18 protein-coding genes are annotated in these 21,192 nt (G+C 66.7%); 13 read left to right on the top strand and 5 right to left on the bottom strand.

Features of this window, described 5'->3' with window-relative positions; all coding sequences use genetic code 11:
- Positions 1 to 140: 140 nt before the first annotated feature.
- The 5 genes from argS (at position 141) to V9K91_RS17500 (ending at position 4,848) form a co-directional block, all read left to right on the top strand.
- Entirely contained in the window at positions 141 to 1,829 is a 1,689-nt protein-coding gene (gene argS, locus V9K91_RS17480; protein ID WP_068848682.1) for an arginine--tRNA ligase, read from the top strand.
- A gap of 18 nt (positions 1,830 to 1,847) precedes the next feature.
- Positions 1,848 to 2,696, top strand: coding sequence for an SPOR domain-containing protein (locus V9K91_RS17485; protein WP_306989981.1), 849 nt, complete (start codon positions 1,848 to 1,850; stop codon positions 2,694 to 2,696).
- A 171-nt stretch (positions 2,697 to 2,867) separates the two neighbouring features.
- Positions 2,868 to 3,761, top strand: a complete 894-nt coding sequence (locus tag V9K91_RS17490; protein WP_336443680.1) for a hypothetical protein — start codon at positions 2,868 to 2,870, stop codon at positions 3,759 to 3,761.
- A 20-nt stretch (positions 3,762 to 3,781) separates the two neighbouring features.
- Positions 3,782 to 4,456 carry an RES domain-containing protein gene (locus V9K91_RS17495; protein WP_217539174.1) on the top strand — a complete coding sequence of 225 codons (675 nt, stop codon included), beginning with the start codon at positions 3,782 to 3,784 and terminating at the stop codon, positions 4,454 to 4,456.
- A gap of 35 nt (positions 4,457 to 4,491) precedes the next feature.
- A complete protein-coding gene (locus tag V9K91_RS17500; protein WP_336443679.1) occupies positions 4,492 to 4,848 on the top strand; it encodes a VOC family protein in 357 nt (118 codons plus the stop codon).
- Here the strand turns inward: V9K91_RS17500 and V9K91_RS17505 are convergent, their stop codons facing one another.
- Entirely contained in the window at positions 4,849 to 5,598 is a 750-nt protein-coding gene (locus tag V9K91_RS17505) for an SDR family NAD(P)-dependent oxidoreductase (RefSeq protein ID WP_093534970.1), read from the bottom strand.
- A gap of 71 nt (positions 5,599 to 5,669) precedes the next feature.
- Positions 5,670 to 6,164: a hypothetical protein gene (locus V9K91_RS17510; protein ID WP_095362606.1), complete on the bottom strand. Its 495-nt coding sequence runs from the start codon at positions 6,162 to 6,164 to the stop codon at positions 5,670 to 5,672.
- Between the two features lie 157 nt (positions 6,165 to 6,321).
- Between V9K91_RS17510 and V9K91_RS17515 the strand changes: the two genes are divergently transcribed.
- Complete coding sequence (locus tag V9K91_RS17515; protein WP_210133083.1) at positions 6,322 to 6,792, top strand: DUF1456 family protein; 471 nt, start codon at positions 6,322 to 6,324, stop codon at positions 6,790 to 6,792.
- Between the two features lie 252 nt (positions 6,793 to 7,044).
- On the opposite strand, the gene V9K91_RS17520 is transcribed toward V9K91_RS17515, so the two are convergent.
- Positions 7,045 to 7,710: a TorF family putative porin gene (locus V9K91_RS17520; protein WP_095362651.1), complete on the bottom strand. Its 666-nt coding sequence runs from the start codon at positions 7,708 to 7,710 to the stop codon at positions 7,045 to 7,047.
- A gap of 216 nt (positions 7,711 to 7,926) precedes the next feature.
- On the opposite strand from V9K91_RS17520, the gene V9K91_RS17525 reads away from it, so the two are divergent.
- Positions 7,927 to 8,316, top strand: a complete 390-nt coding sequence (locus V9K91_RS17525; protein WP_336443678.1) for a DUF6165 family protein — start codon at positions 7,927 to 7,929, stop codon at positions 8,314 to 8,316.
- Positions 8,317 to 8,323: 7 nt separating this feature from the next.
- Here the strand turns inward: V9K91_RS17525 and V9K91_RS17530 are convergent, their stop codons facing one another.
- Together V9K91_RS17530 and V9K91_RS17535 are read right to left on the bottom strand one after the other, a co-directional pair.
- The gene (locus V9K91_RS17530) at positions 8,324 to 9,067 is read right to left on the bottom strand and encodes a FadR/GntR family transcriptional regulator (RefSeq protein ID WP_068854509.1); all 744 of its coding nucleotides are present in this window, start codon (positions 9,065 to 9,067) and stop codon (positions 8,324 to 8,326) included.
- A gap of 43 nt (positions 9,068 to 9,110) precedes the next feature.
- Positions 9,111 to 11,999 (bottom strand): TonB-dependent receptor, encoded by a 2,889-nt coding sequence (locus V9K91_RS17535; RefSeq protein WP_336443677.1) that lies wholly within the window; start codon positions 11,997 to 11,999, stop codon positions 9,111 to 9,113.
- 409 nt (positions 12,000 to 12,408) lie between these two features.
- On the opposite strand from V9K91_RS17535, the gene V9K91_RS17540 reads away from it, so the two are divergent.
- Genes V9K91_RS17540 through V9K91_RS17565 form a run of 6 tightly spaced genes read left to right on the top strand, consistent with a single transcriptional unit; the run spans position 12,409 to position 21,183 of the window.
- A complete protein-coding gene (locus V9K91_RS17540) occupies positions 12,409 to 14,559 on the top strand; it encodes a polysaccharide lyase 6 family protein (protein WP_337308199.1) in 2,151 nt (716 codons plus the stop codon).
- A complete protein-coding gene (locus tag V9K91_RS17545) occupies positions 14,556 to 16,793 on the top strand; it encodes an oligoalginate lyase (protein WP_336443675.1) in 2,238 nt (745 codons plus the stop codon). The genes V9K91_RS17540 and V9K91_RS17545 overlap by 4 nt, the downstream gene beginning before the upstream one ends.
- Positions 16,790 to 18,079, top strand: a complete 1,290-nt coding sequence (locus tag V9K91_RS17550) for an MFS transporter (RefSeq protein WP_141236179.1) — start codon at positions 16,790 to 16,792, stop codon at positions 18,077 to 18,079. The genes V9K91_RS17545 and V9K91_RS17550 overlap by 4 nt, the downstream gene beginning before the upstream one ends.
- A gap of 37 nt (positions 18,080 to 18,116) precedes the next feature.
- Entirely contained in the window at positions 18,117 to 18,872 is a 756-nt protein-coding gene (locus V9K91_RS17555; protein WP_095362602.1) for a glucose 1-dehydrogenase, read from the top strand.
- Positions 18,873 to 18,901: 29 nt separating this feature from the next.
- Positions 18,902 to 20,083, top strand: a complete 1,182-nt coding sequence (locus V9K91_RS17560) for a GDSL-type esterase/lipase family protein (RefSeq protein WP_336443674.1) — start codon at positions 18,902 to 18,904, stop codon at positions 20,081 to 20,083.
- Complete coding sequence (locus V9K91_RS17565; RefSeq protein ID WP_336443673.1) at positions 20,080 to 21,183, top strand: sugar kinase; 1,104 nt, start codon at positions 20,080 to 20,082, stop codon at positions 21,181 to 21,183. Before V9K91_RS17560 ends, V9K91_RS17565 begins: the two co-directional genes overlap by 4 nt.
- Positions 21,184 to 21,192: the final 9 nt, after the last annotated feature.

Below are 21,192 nucleotides of genomic sequence, written 5' to 3' on the forward strand. Positions count from 1 at the left end.
TCATTGCCCCCCTCCCCCCAAGGCCTCCCGCCCCACCCCACGCCCGCCTTCCCGCCCCCGCTGTGCCCCGGTTCAATGGATCGGGGCGGCTTCTGGGCTAAAATTACCGATTCCGCCGCTCCAGTCTCAAAGCAGGCCCTGTGAAAAATCTCCTCCGCGCCCTGATCAGCCAAGGCATCGAAGCCTTGCGCGCCAACGGCACTCTGCCGGCCGATACCCTGACCCCGGAATTCGTGGTGGAACGCCCGAAGACCCGTGAACACGGTGATTTCGCCACCAATGCCGCCATGCTGCTGGCCAAGCCGGCGCGCAGCAACCCGCGCGCCCTGGCCCAGGCCCTGCTGGATGCGCTGCCCAAGAGCGACGATGTGCTGCGCGTTGAGATCGCCGGCCCGGGCTTCATCAATTTCCACCTCGCCCCCAGCGCCTACCAGCGCGAAGCGGTCAGCGTGCTCAAGGAAGGGGCTGATTACGGCCACAACCTGAGCGGCAACGGCCGCACGGTGGGTGTGGAATACGTGTCGGCCAACCCGACCGGTCCGTTGCACGTGGGCCACGGCCGCGCAGCGGCCATCGGCGACTGCCTGGCCCGCCTGCTGGATGTGAACGGCTGGAACGCCAAGCGCGAGTTCTACTACAACGACGCCGGCGTGCAGATCGAGAACCTGGCACTGTCCACCCAGGCACGCGCCAAGGGCATCAAGCCCGACGACGCCGGCTGGCCGGAGGGCGGCTACCGCGGCGATTACATCGAAGACGTGGCCAAGGCCTACCTGGCCGGCGCCACCGTGGAGCTGGAAGGCCATGCGGTGGTGGGCGAGCGCGACCCGGACAACCTGGACGCGATCCGCCGCTTTGCCGTGGCTTACCTGCGCAACGAGCAGAACCAGGACCTGGCCGCGTTCGGGGTGGATTTCGACATCTACTTCCTGGAGAGCTCGCTGTACAAGGACGGCAAGGTCGAAGAGACCGTGGCCCAGCTCAAGGCCGCTGGCCATACCTACGAGGAAGGCGGCGCGCTGTGGCTGCGCTCCACCGATTTCGGTGACGACAAGGACCGCGTGATGCGCAAGTCCGACGGCACCTACACCTACTTCCTGCCGGACGTGGCCTATCACCTGAGCAAGTGGCAGCGCGGGTATGAGCGCGCCATCACCGAGCTGGGCGCGGACCACCACGGTTCGCTGGCGCGCGTGCGCGCCGGCCTGCAGGCGCTGGACGTGGGCATTCCCAAGGGCTGGCCGGAGTACGTGCTGCACCAGATGGTGACGGTGATGCGCGGCGGCGAGGAAGTGAAGCTGTCCAAGCGGGCCGGCAGCTACCTGACTCTTCGCGACCTGATCGAGGAAGCCGGCCGCGATGCCACCCGCTGGTTCCTGATTGCGCGCAAGCCCGATTCGCAGCTGACCTTCGATATCGACCTGGCCCGCCAGCAAAGCAATGACAACCCGGTGTTCTACGTGCAGTATGCGCACGCCCGCGTGTGCAGCCTGCTGCGCCAGGCACAGGAGAAGGGGCTGTCGTACACCCCGGCCGAGGGTCTTGCCGGCCTGTCGACGCTGAACGACGAACCTTCGCTGTGGCTGATGGTGGAAATGTCGCGCTTCCCGGAAGTGGTGGAAGCGGCCGGCATCGCGCTGGAACCGCACCTGATCGCGCAGTACCTGCGTGAATTGGCGCACGCCTTCCACACGTGGTATCACGGCACGCAGGTGCTGGTGGCTGACGAGGCCGAGCGCAATGCCAAGCTGACGCTGGCGTGTGCCGCCCGCCAGGTGCTGGCCAATGGTCTGAACATCCTGGGCGTTTCCGCCCCGGAAAAAATGTAAGCAGTGGAGAAGCAGTAAATGGCAGCACGACGCGGCAAGACCCAGGCCCGACGCAACACCAGCCAAGGCACGCCCGGATGGGTGTGGTTGGTGGCTGGCGTGGCGATTGCCGCGGTGGTGTTCCTGGCGGCACCGAACCTGTTCAAGAACGATGGCGACGGCTTCCTGCGGGTAGGCCCGCAGCCGGACCCGAACGCGCAGCCGGCCCCGGTCAGCGACGCGGACACCGACGTGGGCGCCGAACTGCCCAAGCCGGGTGCGGCCGCCAAACCTGCCGAGCCGGCCAAGCCCGCCGCCACGCAGTACGACTTCTACACCCTGCTTCCGGGCAAGGAAGTGGAAATGTCCGATGCGGAGCTGGCCGCCAGCGCGCGTGCCGAAGACCAGCGCCGGGCCAAGGCCGAAGCGCAGCGCGCGCAGGCCGCGCTGGAAGGCCGCCCGGTTCCCGCGGCCACGCCGGCACCGACTACCGCAGCCACCGCCACCACTGCACCGGCCCCGTTGCCGGCGCCGGTGGCCGAGCGCCCGGCAGCCGCCGCTGCACAGCCGAAGCCGGTTGCGGCTGCGGCCACGCCCAAGCCGGAAACCCCTGCTGCTGCCGCGCCGGCTACGGCGGCAGCAGAGCCGGCCAACAACGTGCGTTACATCCTGCAGGCCGGCGCCTTCGGGGCATCGGGCGATGCCGAAGCCACCAAGGCCAAGCTGGCCATGATCGGCCTGGCGGCGCGGGTGGAATCGGCGCAGATCAACGGCAAGACCGTATACCGCGTGCGCATGGGCCCGTACGGCACCGCCGGCGAGCTGGCAGAAGCCAAGCAAAAGCTGGACGGTACCGGGTTGCAGGCGATGGCCATCAAGGCGCAGTAGCGCCGACAGGTAGAGCCGACTGTCAGTCGGCTGCGAGTTACCCCGAAAGCCCCGCATTGCGGGGCTTTTTTCATGGTGCAGCGCCTCGCTCATTGTCGGTTTAACCGGTTTAACCTATGCTCCTGCATCCCCTTCCGGGGATCGGCACTGCACTGGTTATCGGAGAGCCCCATGCGTATCGCCCATGACGTTTCCTATCTGGAAGTGAGCGAATCCAATGGCGAGTTGACCTCCAGGATCGGCATCAAGCCGATGAAGGAGCTCACCCTCAAATTGGGTGCCGCGCAGCGCGCACGCGAGGAAGTCATTCGCGTCATCGATCTCCGTGGCGAGACAGCGCACGACCATCTCCAAAGTGCCCTTCTTACAGCCTTCATGTCTTTGCACTACACCAGACATGCCAATATCCCTCTTCCTCGCGAGGGCGAGCCGACGTATCACTACGTTCTGCTGGGCACGGACAGTACCGCCAGACATATGCACGGGACGTCGATCAAGGATTCGCTGAAAGCACTTCGGGGCAGCGCCGCGGATGATCACTTGCTGATCGACTTCTCATGCGTTGCAGAGGCCAGGCTGTTCGCGATTGAAGAGCTCTATCGGCGTGTGTACGGCCAGCCTTCCGAGCACGCGGAGCCGCAGCAGCTCGAACAGGACGCGGCTGCGCGCCGGATGAAACTCGCCAGTCAATGGCCAACCGCAGCGGAGGTAAGCCGCAACCTGGGCTCGTCCGCCGGGAACGCCAGCCATCTGGCAACCAAGTACCGTCGCTCAGGAAAACTGCTCGGTGTCTATCTTCCCGTGCCGGGTGGCAGCTGGCGCTTTCCGCAGTGGCAGTTCCAACGCGATGGGCAGCCCGTCATGCACCTCGAAGAGATCCTGAAGGTGCTGCACGAGCCGGGTCCATTTCTTGATACTGATCGCCGCAGTACCGGCTGGGGCGAAGTGGAATGGTTTCAGTCCGGCCACGTGTTGCTGGATGGCCACACGCCCGCCGAGGTGCTGGCAACCGATCCGCATCGTGTGTTGGCCGCGGCCAAAGCCGAGTTCAGCGAGGAGCCTTGATGCCGGGTGGTACACCTTGGTTGACCGACGAACCGGTTTGGTTCGAGCCCCCTACCGGGGAGCTTTATCGGGTTCACCCAGGCGTGTTTGATGCAGCCCTGCCCAATCCTGCGAGCAGGGCTCGCTTCGCGCTGCCGGGCACCCATGCCATGTTCTATGCGGCTGATTCGCTTGAAGGGGCGCTGTGGGAAGCGTTACTGCGTTACACGGTGATCGGACGCAAAGGCCTGTGCGAGTTCCCTACCGCCAAGCTCAAGGGTCAGGTTGTATCGCGGGTTCGCTTCAAGGCGGCCCGATCCAGGCTGTTGCCGCTCAGTCGCCCCGGCCTGCAGCACTTGTTTCCTGATGGAGACAGCGCGGCTGTGCAGGCAGTCAAGTTCCTGACCACCACACCTGATCACACCGCCACCCATGTGGAGGCGGCCGAACTGCATGCCTGCTTGCTGGGCCTGACACCTCCGATCGAGGACATGCCGATGTTGAGCTGGAAGTCACGCCAGTTTGAAGATTCGACGGTGTATCTGTCCTATCACCGGCACGGCGCTCCGTCTGGGTGGGAACACGTTGGCGCTTCCCAGTCCTTGGATACTCCGGCGGGAATGGCACTCATCCAGGCAGCGCTGGGCAGGCACAAGTTCGAGTGGACACCGCTCAACACCCTACCGACCCACGTCATCAATGACAGCGCGGTTTGATACGGTATCCACCTATCCCTCAGTACGGAACACGCATGGGCAGCTCAGACGGCAACAACCACCGCATCGACAACATCGAATTCAACGTGGCTGACATCGCGCGCAGCAAGGCGTTCTACGGCGAGGTGTTCGGTTGGACCTTCACCGATTACGGCCCGGGCTACACCGAATTCAACGACGGCCGCCTGCGCGGTGGCTTCACCACCGATGGGCCGGTACGCGCTGGCGGGCCGCTGGTGATCCTGTATGCCGATGACCTCGACGCCACGCAGGCGCGGGTGGAAAAGGCCGGTGCGGCCATTTCCACGCCGGCCTTCGACTTCCCGGGCGGGCGCCGGTTCCATTTCCACGACCCCGATGGGTATGAGCTCGCGGTATGGACGGCTGCCTGATCAGTCGCGGGCGACCTGGAATCCGGCAAACGACTGGCTGACCGGCATCAGTTCGAGGCGGTTGATGTTCAGGTGCGCCGGCAGGTTGGCCACCCAGAAGATCTGCTCGGCGATGTCCTCGGCGGTCATCGGGTTGGCGCCGGTGTAGAGCGTGTCCGAGGCGGCCTGGTTGCCGTGGGTGCGGACCAGGGTGAATTCGGTCTCGGCCATGCCCGGTTCGATGGTGGTCACGCGCACGCCGGTGCCGTGCAGGTCCGAGCGCAGGCCCAGCGAGAACTGGCTGACGAAGGCCTTGGTGCCGCCGTAGGCGTTGCCGCCCGGGTAGGGGTACACGCCGGCCACCGAGCTGATGTTGATGATGGCGCCCTTGCGCGCCACCAGCTGCGGCAGCAGGCGGTGGGTGAGCGTGACCAGCGCGGTGACGTTGGTGTCGATCATGGTGCGCCAGTCTTCCAGCGAGGCGCTCTGGGCCGGGGCGGTGCCTTGGGCCAGGCCGGCGTTGTTGACCAGAAGGTCGATGTCGGCGAAGCCGGCCGGCAACGCGGCCAGGGCCGCTTCCATCGCGGCGTTGTCGCGCACGTCGAAGACCGCCGCATGTACGCGCTCGGGGCCGTAAGCGTCGACCAGCGGCTGCAGCCGTTCGGCACGGCGCCCGGTGGCGATGACCCGCCAGCCGGCCTGGGCGAAACGATGGACGGCGGCGGCGCCAAAGCCGGAAGTGGCGCCGGTAATCAGAGCGGTACGGGTCATCGGGGGTCTCCGTGGGATTCCCGACCATTTTCGCACCCTGCGCCGCGCTGTGTTGGCGGGCGCTGGCGGAATCAGCGGATGCGGAACACCCGGGCCTTGGGCAGGTCTTCATCCACCTGCAGGAACCAGCGCCCGGCAATGCCCGGCACCACCACGATGGGCGGGTTGCTGCGGCTGGCCTTGAGCTTCATCTCGCCCTTGAGCACCTGCCACTGCTGGCCGTTGTCGAGGGTGAACACGGTGCCCGGCTGCCAGCCATCGACCTGGCCGGTGACGCTGGCATGGATGGGGCCATCGTCCAGGCCGGGGAACATCGGGGCCGGGGTGGGCGCGCCGGGCAGCGGTGCCGGGGCTGCCGCGGCAACCACCGGAGCCGGCGCCGGGGCGCGGGCGTCGGCCTCGCGCAGCAGGCGGTTCAAGGTCTGCAGCTGGGCGGGGGTGAGCCCCACTCGGGCCAGCTGCTGCGGGTCCACGCGCTGTTCAATCGCCACATACGGGGCCTGGGCCGAGGCCGTTGCGGCCAGCCAGACCATGCCCACACCCGCCAGAACCTGCCACCTGCGCATTGCCTGCTCCACTGCCTGTTGATGCCTGAGGAGCGCACTGTGCTTCACTTTCATGGCAGCCAGATGACAGCCGGAACGAGCCTTTTCGGGGCCCGGTGGCTGGTGGGGGTAAAATGGCCGCCAGCCACGCAGCCGCGTCGGCGGTATTGGACGTCTCATGATCAACAACGATGTACTGCGCAGCATCCGTTACATGCTCGACCTTAGCGACGGAAAGATTGCGGAAATCTGTGCCCTGGCCGACCCGGCATTCGTGGTGGACAAGGCCGATGTGCCCGGTTGGCTGCGCAAGGAAGACGAGGAAGGGTTCGTGGCCTGCGATGACCGCACGCTGGCGCACTTCCTGGACGGGCTGATCGTGCAGTTCCGCGGCCGCGATGAAAGCCAGCCGCTGCGCCCGGTGGAAAAGCGCATCACCAACAACCTGGTGCTGAAGAAGCTGCGGGTGGCCTTCGAGCTGAAGGATGTGGATATGCATTCGATCTTCGAGAGCGCCGGGTTCCCGGTCTCGAAGCCGGAGCTGTCGGCGTTGTTCCGGCAGCCGGATCATAAGAATTTCCGCGCGTGCGGCGATCAGCTGCTGCGTAATTTCCTGAAGGGTTTGACGCTGCGCGTTCGTCCAGCGTAAGGCGCTGCTTCGATTGGGGTCCATGCGTCAATGCGCTGATGGACCCTATCGGCGGTCGTTTGGGAACCGACCCTACCCTCCCGGCGCGCCGACGGGCAGGTTTTTGCGCACCGGCCCTGGTCGGTGCGCATTGGCGATGCGGCATGGGCGACGCCGGTAGGGTCGCATCCCTATCGACCGCACGCGCGGGTGGGTACCCCGGTAAGGCATGACCGCTGGCGAAACGGTGCGGTTTCAATCACCGCCCGCACCTCAGAACGTTGTCTGGATCGCGAATTCCACGCGGGAGCCGGCGTTGCTGCCGAACAGGCGCTTGGCGGCGCGGTCGGTGTCGTGTGCGGTCAGGCGCAGCTCCCACGGGCCATGCACTTTCCAGATGGCGCTGAGCTGGCCGTGCAGGTAGTCGTCGGCGTACGCGCTGTCGAGCCAGTACTGGCCCACCGCGCCTTCGATGCGCCACTGCTCGCTCAGCGGCAGCCGTGCACCCAGCTGGGCGTACGTGCCGGTGCGGCCGCTGGCCAGGGCGTCGTCGGAAACGCCGACGCTCACCCAGTAGCGCTCCTGCCAGGTCAGCGTGCTGTTGAGCTCGGTCCAGTCCAGGTCCACGTCGGTGGACGGGTACAGGTAATGGGTAAGGTTGACGTCCAGCGCCCAATCCGGCGCCAGCGCACCGCTCCAGCCGGCGACGATGTCGAATTCGCTGCGTGCACCGGCATCCGGTTCGAACGACACCCCCGAGCCCCAGACCGAGGCATACCAGCCCGATTCGCTGCTGAGCTTGACCCCGGCCTGCACCGTGGGATCTTCCATCGTCTGCGAGCTGCCGCGCCAGACGTAATCGGAGGTCAGCGTGGCGTTACCGTCCACGCCCGCCAGCGCCGAGCCACTGAGCGCCAGGCCAAGTACCACGCCGCTCATCCGGCGCAGTGCGCGCCCTGTTTCCTGCTTTGCCACCACGTCCACCACTCCTGAAAACGGCCGCGCCGTTGAAGCGCACAGTGTGGTGAGCGTGGCCGTAAAGGCGCCATGCGCCGCAGCGGCGGGGCGCGCAAATTCGGCGTAAAAGCTGCCCACCAGGCCTTCAGGCGGCCCGCGCTATCATGGCGGCCCTGACTGACCTGCAGCGAGAAACGCGTGGACGCGATCCTGACCCCGGTATCGATTGGCGAACTGATCGACAAGATCACCATCCTGGAAATCAAGGCCGAACGCATCACCGATGCCGGCAAGGTGGCCAACGTGCGCACCGAACTGGATGGGCTGCTGCCGCTGTTGCAGGAACAGCTGGCCGCGCAGCCGGGGCTGGAGGCGCTGAAGACCCAGCTCAAGGCAATCAACGTGCGGATGTGGGACATCCAGGACCAGCTGCGCGACAAGGAAGCGGCGCAGGTGTTCGATGATCAGTTCATCCAGCTGGCGCGCGGTGTTTATGGCACCAACGGCGAGCGGGTGAAGGTAAAGAACGAGATCAACCGGATTGCCGGCTCACAGCTGGTGGAAGAAAAGCAGTACCAGGGGGAATAAGCCCCCCTTATCGCGCGGTGGCGGCCAGGAACCGTTCGCGGTCCTGCTGGGTGCGCCGGCGGATTTCCGCCAGCGCTTCGTTTTCCGTGGCTTCCAGCATCGATTCGAACAGCCGCTGGAAGTGATTGCGCATTGCCGTGCGCGCCGCGCCGGGGTCGCGCAGGCGCAGGCCATCAAGGATGGCGGTGTGTTCGTCGTTGCGGGTATCGCCGTCGTTGTGGCACACGTTGGCATACACCTGGCGCACCCGCGGCAACTCGTTGCGCATGCGCCAGATCAGCTGCACGCAGTGCTCCACCACCGGGTTGCCGGCAATGCGTGCAATGGCCAGGTGGAACTGGCGGTCGGCCTCGCTGGCCGCCGCCTCGCTCGAGGCCGGGTCGGTCATGGCAGCAATCAGCCCTTCCAGCATTTCCACTTCCGCATCGGTGATGCGGCTGGCGGCCATGGCCGCCGCCTCGGCTTCGATCACCGCACGGGCGGCGGTGAGGTCGAATGCCGATACATCCGGCAGCGCGCCAGGGGCGGCCGCCGGACGTGCCTTCACGTACACGCCCGAACCGGTCTTGATGGTGATCAGGCCCTGCGCCTCCAGGGCAATTTCCGCTTCGCGCACCGTGACCCGGCTCACCCCCAGCCGTTCGGCCAGGTCGCGTTCGCCGGGCAGGCGCGAGCCGGGCGGGAATTCGCCCTTCTCGATCAGCGCGACGATTTCAGCGGCAATGGACTGGTAAAGGCGGGGTTCGGACATCTTCAAGGCCTGGCTGTACGGTGGCTGGGAACCGGAGTTGCGCTTAGAAACGGTAGCGTACCCCCAGATAATACCGCCGGCCGTAGGTGGTGTACTCGCGGAAGCTGCCCAGGATGGGCATATCCGACACCCGCGGCTCGTCCGTGAGGTTGCTGGCCGACAGCGATACCGACAGGTGCTTGTTCACCTTGTAGGTGGCGCGGAAGTCCAGCGAGCCATTGTCGCGCACGTAGCGGTTCTGCGCCGGGTCGCCCACGAACTGCTGGTAGTAATCGGAGCGGTACTTGTAGATGGCCTGCAGGTCCAGCTTGCCCAGGCCCCAGTACACCTGCGCCGAGGCGACGTGCTTGGACAGGCCGAAGATGTTGGCCGGCTCCACGATGCCCGGGGTGACGATGCCGGTGACCGGATCGGTGGACTCGCCCAGGCGCAGGTCTTCGGTCTTGAAGTTGGAATGGGCGTAGTTGTAGCTGGCCTTCACGCCCAGCCCGGCGAAGATGCCCGGCAGGTAGGAGAAACTGTGCGAGCCGGTGAGCTCGAAGCCAATCAGGTCGCTCTTCTGGTCGCTGGTGGCCAGTTGCTCCACCGGCACGGTGACGCTCACCCCGTCTATGTCGAAGTTCTCGCCCACCACCACCGGCACCGAGCCACCATTGAACTGCTTGTAGTACACGGCGGTGGACAGCATGGAATCGGCGTTGGCGTACCACTCCAGCGAGACATCGGCATTCCACGACATCAGCGGGGTGGCGCGCGGGTTGCCGGTGGCGGTGATGTTGCCCAGTGCATCGGCCACGCTGCCGAACTCGGTATCCACCTCGTCCAGGTTGAAGCTGCGGCCGTAGCCGAGCGCGGCGAGGTCCGGGCGCGACATCGCGCGGTAGGCACCCACGCGCAGCAGCAGGTCCGGGCGCAGTTCGAAGGCGGCGTTGAAGCTGGGCAGCCATTCGTTGTTGCTGGCCTTGAGCACCTGCCGGGTGAAATCGCCGGTGGGTCGCAGGGTCACGGTGCCGTCGGGATTGTTGACCACGTCCAGCCCGCTGCGCAGGCCCATCGAACGTACGTCGGTGTGCACCCAGCGCACGCCGATGTTGCCGGTGACCGGCACGCCGAACCACTCGCTGCTGTAGTCGCCCATCAGGTAGATGGCGCTGGTTTTCTCGGTCACATCGTTGTTGGCCGGGTCGCGCAGGTCCGCGCTGAGGCCGGTGTCATCCACGCCGGTGAAGGCCTTGAACAGGCAGCGGCTGTCGAAGGTGGCCCACTGGTCGATGGTGTTGCCGCTGGCGTTGGCCAGGAAATCATCCTGCGGGAAGGCCTGGCGGCAGGCCTGGTTGGCGGCGCGGATCGCGGCGACATTGGTGGTGGTGACATCCACGGTGTCGGTGAAGTCGGTGTAGGTCGCTTCGGAACGGCGCAGGCCACCCTTGAGCGCGGTGAAGAAGCCGCTTTCCGGGGTGAATGCCGCATCGAAGCGGCCGGCGCGGATGGTGTGTTCGCGGTCCTGCTGGCGGCGGCGGATCAGGGCTGAATCGGTGAAGTTGTCCGGGTTGTTCACGTCGAACGCCGGATCGAGGTAGATGCTGGGCACATCGCCGCTGTAGTCGTAGGTGTAGTCGACATAGCGGGTGTTCTTGATGCCGGCCACCGGCCTGCCGTTGACGTCGGTACGACCGGCACGCAGGCGGGTGGAGCGCTCGATCTGCGAACGCTGGGTGTTGGAGTAGGACAGATCCGTGGAGAACATCCACGCCGCGCCGGGCCGCACGATCACGTTGAACCCGCCGCCGGTGTATTCCTCGTTGCGTTCCAGGAAGTTGCCGGTGGAATCGATGGTGGTGCTGCCGGTGTGGCTGATCAGCGCACCGTCATCGCTGACCACGCGGTTGTTGAGGTTGCGCATCATCGACGACAGCGTGAGGTCCGAACGGTCTTCGGTGTAATCGCGCTTGGAGTGCTGGTAATCCAGGTTCACTTCCACCGCGTCGTTGGGCCGCCACTGCAGCGCGCCGAACTGCGAATCGCGCTTGTCGTGTTCGATGAACTGGCGATACAGGCGGCTGCCGGGCACCAGGTAGTACGGCACGCCGTTGGCCACGTCGTTGCCGTTGACCTGGGTGCAGTTGCGGGTGGCGCCGACCACTTCGCGGCCATCGCAGGCCGCCCAGGTGGTGCTGCTGGAGAACATTTCTTCGGGATTGCTGCCTTCCAGCGCCTGCAGGCCGAGCGAAACGCCAAGTTTGCCGCCGCCGCTGAAATCGAACTGGTCGATGTAGCTGGCGGTACCGCGCCAGCCCACGCCGTCGCCGTCCTTGAGTCGGTCGTCGTATTCCTGCCAGGTGCCGCGCCCGTCCAGGTGGAAGGTGCGCTTGCCGTACTCGAGCGGCTTGACGGTTTCCATGTTGACCGTACCGGCGGTGCCGCCTTCGACGAAGTTGGCGCGCTGGGTCTTGTAGATGGCCACGGTGTTGATCAGCTCCGAGGGGAACTGGTTGAAGTTCACCGAGCGGTCGCCGCTGCCGTTGGTGGCCTCGCGGCCGTTGAAGGTGGACGAGCCCAGGAACGGGCCCAGGCCACGGATCGAGATTTCCGAGGCGCCGCCCTTCTCGCGGTGGGTGGAGGCGCCGGTGATGGTTTCGATGGCTTCGCCGATGGACAGTGCCGGCAGGTCACCGATGTCTTCGGCCGAGAGCACGTCGGACACCACGGTCTCGTCGCGCTTCTTGTCGATCGAGGTCTGGATGGTGCCGCGGGTCCCGGTCACCTGGACCTGGTCCAGTGTGGTGGCCTGCGCCGGCGCGGCGGCCGGGGCGGCGTCCTGTGCGTGCGCCAGCGGCAGGGCCGCGGTGGCGCACAGGGCATAGAACAGCGCGCTGTGCAGCGCGGTGTGGCGGAAGCCTCGTGGCGAGGCCGTACGGCGGTCATGCAACATCGTGATCTCCCTCCCAGGATGGATCGTCCGACTACACGGATTCGATCCGGAAGATTCACGGTTGGAGGACCAATGTCAATGAATTGGTACTAAAGTCTACCCCGGTGATGCACCTAGGCCAGTTACAACCAATTTTATGTGCGGATGCAGCAGATATTTGCGCAAATGGCCAACCACATATGCCTAAAGTGGTATGCGATTGTGGTTGACGTTGTTGCGGTCGAGGCTGTTACCATCCTGACTCGCGTTGGCGTCCATGGTGATCTGGGAGGGTTAACCTGTGGCACAGCAACAAGATGTGGGTGTGAGTAGGGCGGTACAGCGTTGGTTTCGGTGGGGTCCATGCGTTATGGGGCCGATCGGCCGTGCTGGCCGGCGTTTGGGAACCGCCGCTACCGTGCTGGCGCTCATGCCTGGCGCTGCCTGGTCGGCTGAGTACCTTGTGCACGACGCGGCTGGGTACGCTGCCGCTGCGAAGGGCCTTAAGCCCGGCGATACTGTCGTTCTGGCCGATGGAACGTGGCGGGATGTGGATCTTCTGCTGACGGGTACCGGCACAATTGGTCAACCAATTCGTCTGACCGCGCAGACGCCCGGGAAGGTGATCCTGAGCGGGCAATCGCAGCTGCGGCTGGCCGGGGCCTACCTGGAAGTCTCCAACCTGGTGTTCCGCGATGGCTGGGCGCCGGGTGGTGAGGTGGTGAGCTTCCGCAGCTCCTCCAAGGCCTGGGCCGAGCACAGCCGGGTCACCGGCATCGTGATTGATGGCTACAACAAGCCCGACCGCGCCCAGTCCGACAACTGGGTGGCGATGTACGGCCGCTTCAATCGCTTCGACCACAACCAGCTGGTGGGCAAGACCAACGCCGGCACCACCCTGGTGGTGGTGCGCAATGCCACCAGCGGGCTGGACAACCGCCACCGCATCGACCACAACTGGTTCGGGCCGCGCCCCAACCTGGGCAGCAACGGCGGCGAGACCATCCGCGTAGGCACCAGCCACGATTCGCAGTCGGCCTCCAACACGGTGGTGGAGAACAACTGGTTCGAGCACTGCGATGGCGAGGTGGAGATCGTCTCCAACAAATCCGGTGGCAACCTCTACCGCGGCAACGTGTTCAAGGAATCGCGCGGCTCGATGGTGCTGCGCCACGGCCACGGCAACGTGGTGGAGCGCAACATCTTCCTGGGCAACGGCAAGCCCCATACCGGTGGGGTGCGGGTGATCAACCGCGACCAGATCGTGCGCGACAACTATTTCGAAGGCGTGGCCGGCGATGGCTTTGCCTCGGCGCTGGCGGTGATGGCCGGCACCCGCGATGCGCCACTCAACCGCTATGAGCAGGTGGACAACGCGCTGATCAGCCACAACAGCTTCGTGCAGGCGCGCTACCTGTTCCTCGGCGCCGGGCTGGACGAGGAGCGCAACGCGATGCCGGTGCGCAGCAAGATCGCCGACAACCTGTTCGTCGGCGATGGCAGCGGCGAGCTGCTGCGCACGCAGGGCGACCTTGCCGGCTTTGCCTTCAGTGGCAACGTGCAGAGCCCGGCGGCGTCGCCCGGTTTCCCCAACGGCGTTCAGGGCCGTAGCCTCACCCTGCAGCGCGCGGCCAACGGCCTGCAGTATCCGCCGGCCGGTATTGAGGTTGGCGCACCGCGCGACCTGGCGCCGGTGCCGCGCGAACAGGTCGGCGTGGCGTGGTATCCCAAACAGGTCACCCAGACCGCGTTGGACAGCGGCCGCGCGCATCGCGTCGCGCCGGGCGAAGACACCCTGGTGACCGCCGTGGCGGCCAGCGCCGCGGGAGACCGCCTGCAGCTTCAGCCCGGTGACTACCGCATCAGCCAGGTACTGGCGGTAAACCACCCGCTGAGCGTGATCGGCCCGGCCAAGGGCAAGGCCACGCTGCGTTTCTCACGGCCCTCGCTGTTCGAGATCCGCCCCGGCGGCTCGCTGCGCCTGGCCGGGCTGGAGATCGACGGCAGCCTGGCGCCGGATGCCGCCGGCAACGCGGTGATCCGCGTACCGCCGGGCAGCCAGGCCTTCGACTACACGCTGGAGATCGCCAACAGCCGCATCCACGACCTGAGCAGCAACAAGGCCTTTGATGTGATCAACACCGGCAAGGGCACGTTCGCCGCGTTGATCCGGCTGCACGGCGTGACGGTGAACGACATCAGCGGCAGCGTGATCGCCTCCGCCGCCGAGACCGACGACCTGGGCACCTACAACGCCGAAACGGTGGAGATTGTCGATTCGATCTTCCAGCGCATCGGTGGCCCGCTGGTGAACCTGTACCGCGGCGGCATCGATGAGAGCACCTTCGGGCCGGCCTTCGCGCTGCGCGGCAGCCGCCTGGAACAGGTCGGCAACGTGGGCGACACCAGCCTGCGCCTGCACGGCGTGCAGCAGGCCCACCTGAGCGACACCACCTGGCTGCGCAGCGGCCGGGTGCGTTTCACCCACCAGACAGGCGAGCCGCACCTGCGCCTGCGCAACACCACGTTCACCGCTACGGCGGCGCTGCAGTCCGATATCCCAGCCGAGACTTTGCCATGACGCGTTCCACGCCCCTGATGCTGCTGCTGGCGGCCACCTTCAGCGCCGCCGCGCTGCCCGCCGCGCACGCCCAGGCGCCCAACGCCGCCACGCGCGGTGCCGAAGCCGGCAGCGCACCGGTGCTGGTCACCGCCGCCCAGTGGGAGCAGATGCGCCGCGATGGCGCCGGCTACCCGATGTTCGCCAGGGAACAGGCCCGTGCCGAGAAGCTCGTGCGCGCGATGATGAAGGCCGGCATCGATGTGCCGGTGCCCAAGGACAAGGGCGGCGGCTACACCCACGAACAGCACAAGCGCAATTACCAGGCCATCCAGGCCGCAGGCGCGCTGTACCGGCTCACCGGCGACAAGGCGTATGCGAACTTCGCGCGCGATGTACTCCTCGGCTACGCCACGCTGTACCCCGGCCTGGGCGCGCATCCGGAAGGACGCGGGCAGATTCCCGGGCGTCTGTTCTGGCAGACGCTCAATGATTCGGTGTGGCTGGTCAACGCGGTGCAGGGTTACGACGCGATCCGCGACAGCCTCAGCGCCGATGAGCGCCGCACCATCGACGACAACGTGTTCCGGCCGATGGCGCAGTTCCTGCGCGGCAACCCGGAGAACTTCGACAAGATCCACAACCACGCCACCTGGGCGGTGGCCGCCACCGGGATGACCGGCTACGTGCTGCGCGACCCGGTGCTGGTGGACCAGGCGCTGAAGGGGAGCAAGCGCGATGGCAACGCCGGCTTCCTCAAGCAGGTGGACCAGCTGTTCTCGCCCGATGGCTATTACGAAGAGGGCCCTTACTACCAGCGCTATGCGCTGGCGCCCTTCATCCTGTTCGCCAATGCGGTACAGCGCAACGAACCCGAACGCGGCATCTTCAAGCGTCGCGACGGGGTGCTGCTCAAGGCGGTGGATGCGCTGGTACAGAGCAGCTACGGCGGCTACTTCATCCCGATCAACGACTCGATCCTGGACAAGGGCCTGGACACCGAAGAGCTGGTGGCGGGCATCGACATCGCATACGCCAACACCGGCGATGCACGGTTGCTGTCGGTCGCCAAGGGCCAGAAGCGCGTGCTGCTCTCTCCCGAAGGGCTGCAGGTGGCCAAGGCGCTGGCTGAAGACAAGGCCAGGCCCTACGCCTTCGTCCCCACCCTGCTGCGCGATGGCCCGGACGGCACCGAAGGCGCGCTGGCCATCCTGCGCATGGGTGGCGAAGACGGTCAAACATTGGTGATGAAGAACACCAAGCAGGGCATGGGCCACGGCCACTTCGACAAGCTGAACTGGCTGTTCTACGACAACGGCCAGCGTGTGGTCACCGACTACGGCGCCGCCCGCTTCCTCAACATCGAAGCCAAGTCGGGTGGCATCTACCTGCCCGAGAACAACAGCTGGGCGCGGCAGACGCTGGCGCACAACACCCTGGTGGTGAACGAGCAGAGCCACTTCGGCGGCGACTGGAAGAAGGGCCAGCCGCTGGCCCCCGCTCCGCTGCTGTTCGCGGTGACCGACGACACCCAGATCGTGTCGGCACGCATGGACGGTGCGTATGACGGGGTGAGCTTCACCCGCACCCAGGCGCTGCTCGCGCACCCGTCGCTGGGCCAGCCGGTGGTGCTGGACCTGCTGCACGTGGACGGCAGCACGCCGGCCCGCTACGACCTGCCGCTGCACTTCAACGGCCACATCATGGACGTGGGCTTCAAGGCCCAGTCGGCGGTGACCACGCGCCCGGTGCTGGGCAAGGCCAACGGCTACCAGCACGTGTGGGTGGATGCCTCCAGCGAACCGGGCACCGAGGCGCGCAGCCTGACCTGGCTGCTGGATGGGCGCTTCTATACCTACCGGTTCGCAAGCACCGCCCCGGCACGGGCGTTGATCGGCGAAAGCGGTGCGAACGATCCTTCCTTCAACCTGCGCCGCGAACCGCTGCTGCTGCAGCGCGTGGATGGGCAGGCGTCCACCACCTTCTATGGCGTGCTGGAGCCGCATGGCCAGTACGACGGCACCGCCGAAACCGTGCGCGGCGCCAACAGCCGCATCGACCGGCTGGTGCACTACCGCGGAAAGGACGCCAGCGTGCTGGTGCTGGACCTGGCCGGTGGCCAGCGGCTGGCGCTGGGCATCGCCGATGACCCGTCCAAGGGCGGCAGCCATGAGGTGAGCGGCGACGGCCAGCGCTGGACCTGGAACGGCGGCTGGAAGCGCTTCGATACGGCCACCGGCAAGGGCGGCAAATGAACGTGAGCACCCGAACCCGTTCCTACGTGCGCTGGCTGATCGTGGCGCTGATCGCGGTGGCCACGGTGATCAACTACATCGACCGCAACGCCCTGGCGGTGATGTGGCCACAGATTTCCAAGGACGTGGGCGCCACCAAGGAAGACTACGCGCTGCTGGTCACGGTGTTCATGCTGTTCTACGCCGCCGGCCAGTTCGTGTTCGGCCGCCTCTTCGACATCATCGGCACCCGCATGGGCTTTGCGCTGTCGATTGCGGTGTGGTCGATCTCGATCGCGCTGCATTCGGTGACCCACTCGATCCTGTCCTTCAGCATCGTGCGCGCCATGCTCGGCATCAGTGAAGCAGGCGCATGGCCCGGTGCGGTCAAGGCCAACGCCGAATGGTTCCCGGCACGTGAGCGGGCCCTGGCGCAAGGCGTGTTCAACGCTGGCGCATCGATCGGCGCCATCATTTCCGCCCCCCTCATCGCAGTGCTGTTCCTGTGGCTGGGCTGGCGCGGCACCTTCATCCTCATCGGCGCCATCGGGTTCGTCTGGCTGCTGCCGTGGCTGATCATCTACCGCGCCGGCCCGGACAAGCACCCGTGGGTGAGCGCGGCCGAACGCGCGTTGATCCTGGATGCACCGGCCGAACAGCCGGCCGTGCCCAAGGTCGAATACGTGCCGAACGTGCGCCAACTGCTGGGCCACCGGCAGACCTGGGGCATCCTCACCACGCGCTTCTTCATCGACCCGATCTGGTGGCTGTTCGTGTCCTGGCTGCCGATCTACCTGGCCGATACCTTCGGTTTCGACATCAAGCAGATCGGCATCTTTGCCTGGGTGCCCTACGTGGGCGCGATGATCGGCAGCCTCGGCGGCGGCTGGTTGTCCGGGCGGCTGATCGGGGCCGGCTGGAGCGTGGACCGCGCACGCAAATGGGTCATCACCCTGGGCGGGGCGATCATGGCCCCGGCGCTGCTGGGCGCGGTGCTGGCCACCGACCCGGTGTGGGCGGTGGTGACCATTGCCTTCGTGCTGTTCGGCTTCCAGATCGCCATCGGCAACATCCAGACCCTGCCCGGCGACATCTTCAACGGCAAATCGGTCGGCTCGCTGGCCGGGCTGGGCGGCATGGCCGCCGTGGCCGGCACGCTGATCACCACCTGGCTGGTGCCGGTGATGACCCGCGACTCCTATGCACCCATTTTCATCCTGGTGGCGGCGCTGGTGCCCGCTTCCCTGCTTGCCCTGTGGCTGGTGACCGGACGCGTCGAGAAGCTCGACGCGCCGCCTTCCCGCTGACGTTTTCCTTTTCCCCCTCGCATCACTGGAGTACCAAATGAATCAGTTCAAGGACAAGGTGGCGATCGTCACCGGTGGCGGCCGCGATATCGGCCGTGAGATTTCGCTGAAGCTGGCCGCGGCCGGCGCCAAGGTCTGCATCAACTACGCCAACGACGAAGCCAGCGCGCAGGACACCCTGCAGCAGGTGCAGGCCGCCGGCGGCACCGCCATCGTGCACCGCGCCGACGTGACCGACGCGCAGGCCGTGGCCAGCATGGTTGCCGCCACCCAGGCTGCGTTCGGGCCACGGATCGACGTGCTGGTGAACGTGGCCGGTGGCATGGTGCAGCGCCGCCCGCTGGCCGAGATCGACCCGGCGTTCTTCCACAAGGTGATGGACCTCAACATGAGCTCGGTCTACCTGACCACCCATGCGGTGGTGCCGCACATGCCCGAAGGCGGCGCGATCGTGAACTTCGCCTCGCAGGCCGGCCGCGACGGCGGTGGACCTGGCGCGTCGATCTACGCCACCGCCAAGGCCGCCGTGATGACCTTCACCCGCGCCATGGCCAAGGAGCTGGGCCCGCGCGGTATCCGCGTCAACGCGCTGTGCTGCGGCATGATTGCCACCCGCTTCCACGATGAGTTCACCAAGCCGGAAGTGCGCACCGCCGTGGCCGGCAACACCCCGCTGCGCCGCCAGGGCCGCCCGCAGGAAGCGGCCGACACCGCCGTATACCTGGCCTCGGACGCGGCCGGCTTCATCACCGGTGCCAACGTGGACGTCAACGGCGGCACCTACTTCTCCTGATAGACCGCTGACCGCCTGGGAGGGCCGCCATGCTGCGCTGGATCACTGCACTTTCATTTGCACTTGCCACCAGCGCCGCGGCGCTGCCCACCCAAGCCCAGGTCTGGGTACCGGCCTGGACCGCCTCGCCGGCGCCCGACCGCCAGGACGGCACGCCGGAAGCACCGGTGCAGTTCGCCAACCAGACCGTGCGCCAGGACATGCGCCTGGCCAGCTCGGCCACCGCGCTGCGCTTCCGCATTACCAACGAGCTGGGCGTGGCGCCGCTGCATATCGGCGGCGCCACCGCACAGCGCACCGGCACGGCCACGCCGGCCAGGCTGGTGACCTTCAACGGGCGCAGCGAGGTCACCGTGCCGGTGGGCGCGGTGCTGCTCAGCGACCCGGTGCCGATGGCGGTGCCGGCGCTGGCAGATGTCTCACTCACCGTGTATTTCCCCGAACCCACCCAGCCAGCGGTGCGGCGCACCGCGCTGCGCATTGCCGACGGCCGCCAGGCCGAGGTTGCCGACAACGTGAAGCTGGCCTACCGGCAGAACGTGGTATCGGCAGTGCTGGCCGAGCGCAGCACCACGCCGATCGTGGTGGTTGCACTGGGCGATTCGATCACCGAAGGTGCCACTGCCACGCGCGGCAGCAACGGCGATTGGCCTTCGCTGCTGGCCACCCGCCTGCAGCAGGCCTGCCCGGACCAGGTGGTGCTGGTCAACGCCGGCATCAGCGGCAACAAGGTGATGGACCATGGCCGCAGCCACAGTGCGCTGGCCCGGCTGGACCGCGATGTGATCGCGCTGCCGCATGTGGACCGGGTGATCCTGTTCGAAGGCATCAACGATATCCGCCATGACGGCGGCACCCCGCCGGTGGCCGGCCGCAATGCCGATGACATGGTGCTGGGCTACCGGCAGGTGGCCGAGCGCCTGCACAGCAACGGCATCCGCGCCATTGCCGCAACGATGACGCCGTTCGGCGGATCGGACCGCTACGAACCCGTATCGGCCGGCACCCGCACCACGCTCAACACCTGGATGCGCGGTGGCCGCAGTGGCTTCGATGCGCTGATCGACTTCGACCAGATCCTGCGCGATCCGGCCAAGCCGGAGTTCCTGCCGGAAGCCATCACCCGCGATTTCCTGCACCCCAACGATGAAGGCTACCGGCGCATGGCCGAGGGCGTGGACCTGGCCGTGCTCGGGTGCAAGGCACGATGAGCACGCAGCAGTTCCAGCTGGCCCGGCACGCCAGCCCACGCTGGGCCGCGATGGCGCTGGGTGAAGTGATGTTGCGGTTCGACCCGGGCGAAGGCCGCGTGCGCAACGCCCGCCAGTTCCAGGTATGGGAAGGCGGCGGCGAGTACAACGTGGCACGCGGGTTGAGCAGTACCTTCGGCCATGCCACGGCGGTGCTGACCGCACTGCCGCGCAACGAGCTGGGCCTGCTGGCCCAGCAGCTGATCCAGGCCGGCGGCGTGGACAGCAGCCAGATCCTCTGGCGCGAGTACGACGGCATTGGCCGCAACACGCGGATGGGGCTGAACTTCACCGAGCGCGGCTTCGGCGTGCGCGCGCCGCTGGGGGTGTCTGATCGGGCGTACTCGGCCGCCTCACAACTTCAGCCTGACGAGATCGACTGGGACACGCTGTTCGGCGTGCACGGGGTGCGTTGGCTGCACACCGGTGGCATCTTCGCCGCGTTGTCCGAGCACAGCGCGCAGACGGCCATCGCTGCCGTGCGCGCGGCGCGCCGGCATGGCGTGGCGGTGTCCTACGACCTCAACTACCGCGCCAGCCTGTGGAACAGCCACCCGGATCCGGACGCGGCACGCCACGCCAACTGCGCCATCGCCGCCGAGTGCGACCTGCTCATTGGCGATGAGTATTCCTTTGCCGCCTGCCTCGGCATGGACCTGGCCGACCTGGGCCGGCGCGAGACACCGATGGACGTGGGACCGGCCGATGCGGCCGCGCTCCGCGCAATGGAACGGTTCCCCAACCTGCAGGCGGTGGCGTTCACCCTGCGCGATGCCAGCAACGCGGCCCGCAACGGTTGGGCCGGCGCGCTGCGCAACCGCAAGGCGCTGTTCGTCTCCGCCGCGCGCGAAGTCGACCTGCTGGACCGCGTGGGCGGCGGCGATGCGTTCGTGGCCGGCGTGGTGCATGCCCTGCTGGAAGGCCTGGGCGAACAGGTGGCGGTGGAGCTCGGCGCGGCACACGGCGCATTGGCGATGACCACGCCGGGGGATGCCGCGTGTACCAGCCGCGAGGAAGTGGAAGCGGTGGCGCGCGGCGACGGCGCCGCCGCGCGGCGATAGCGCGCGCGG

Origin of the sequence: Stenotrophomonas sp. CCNWLW57 (assembly GCF_037203925.1) — a bacterium.
Lineage (GTDB): Bacteria > Pseudomonadota > Gammaproteobacteria > Xanthomonadales > Xanthomonadaceae > Stenotrophomonas > Stenotrophomonas rhizophila_A.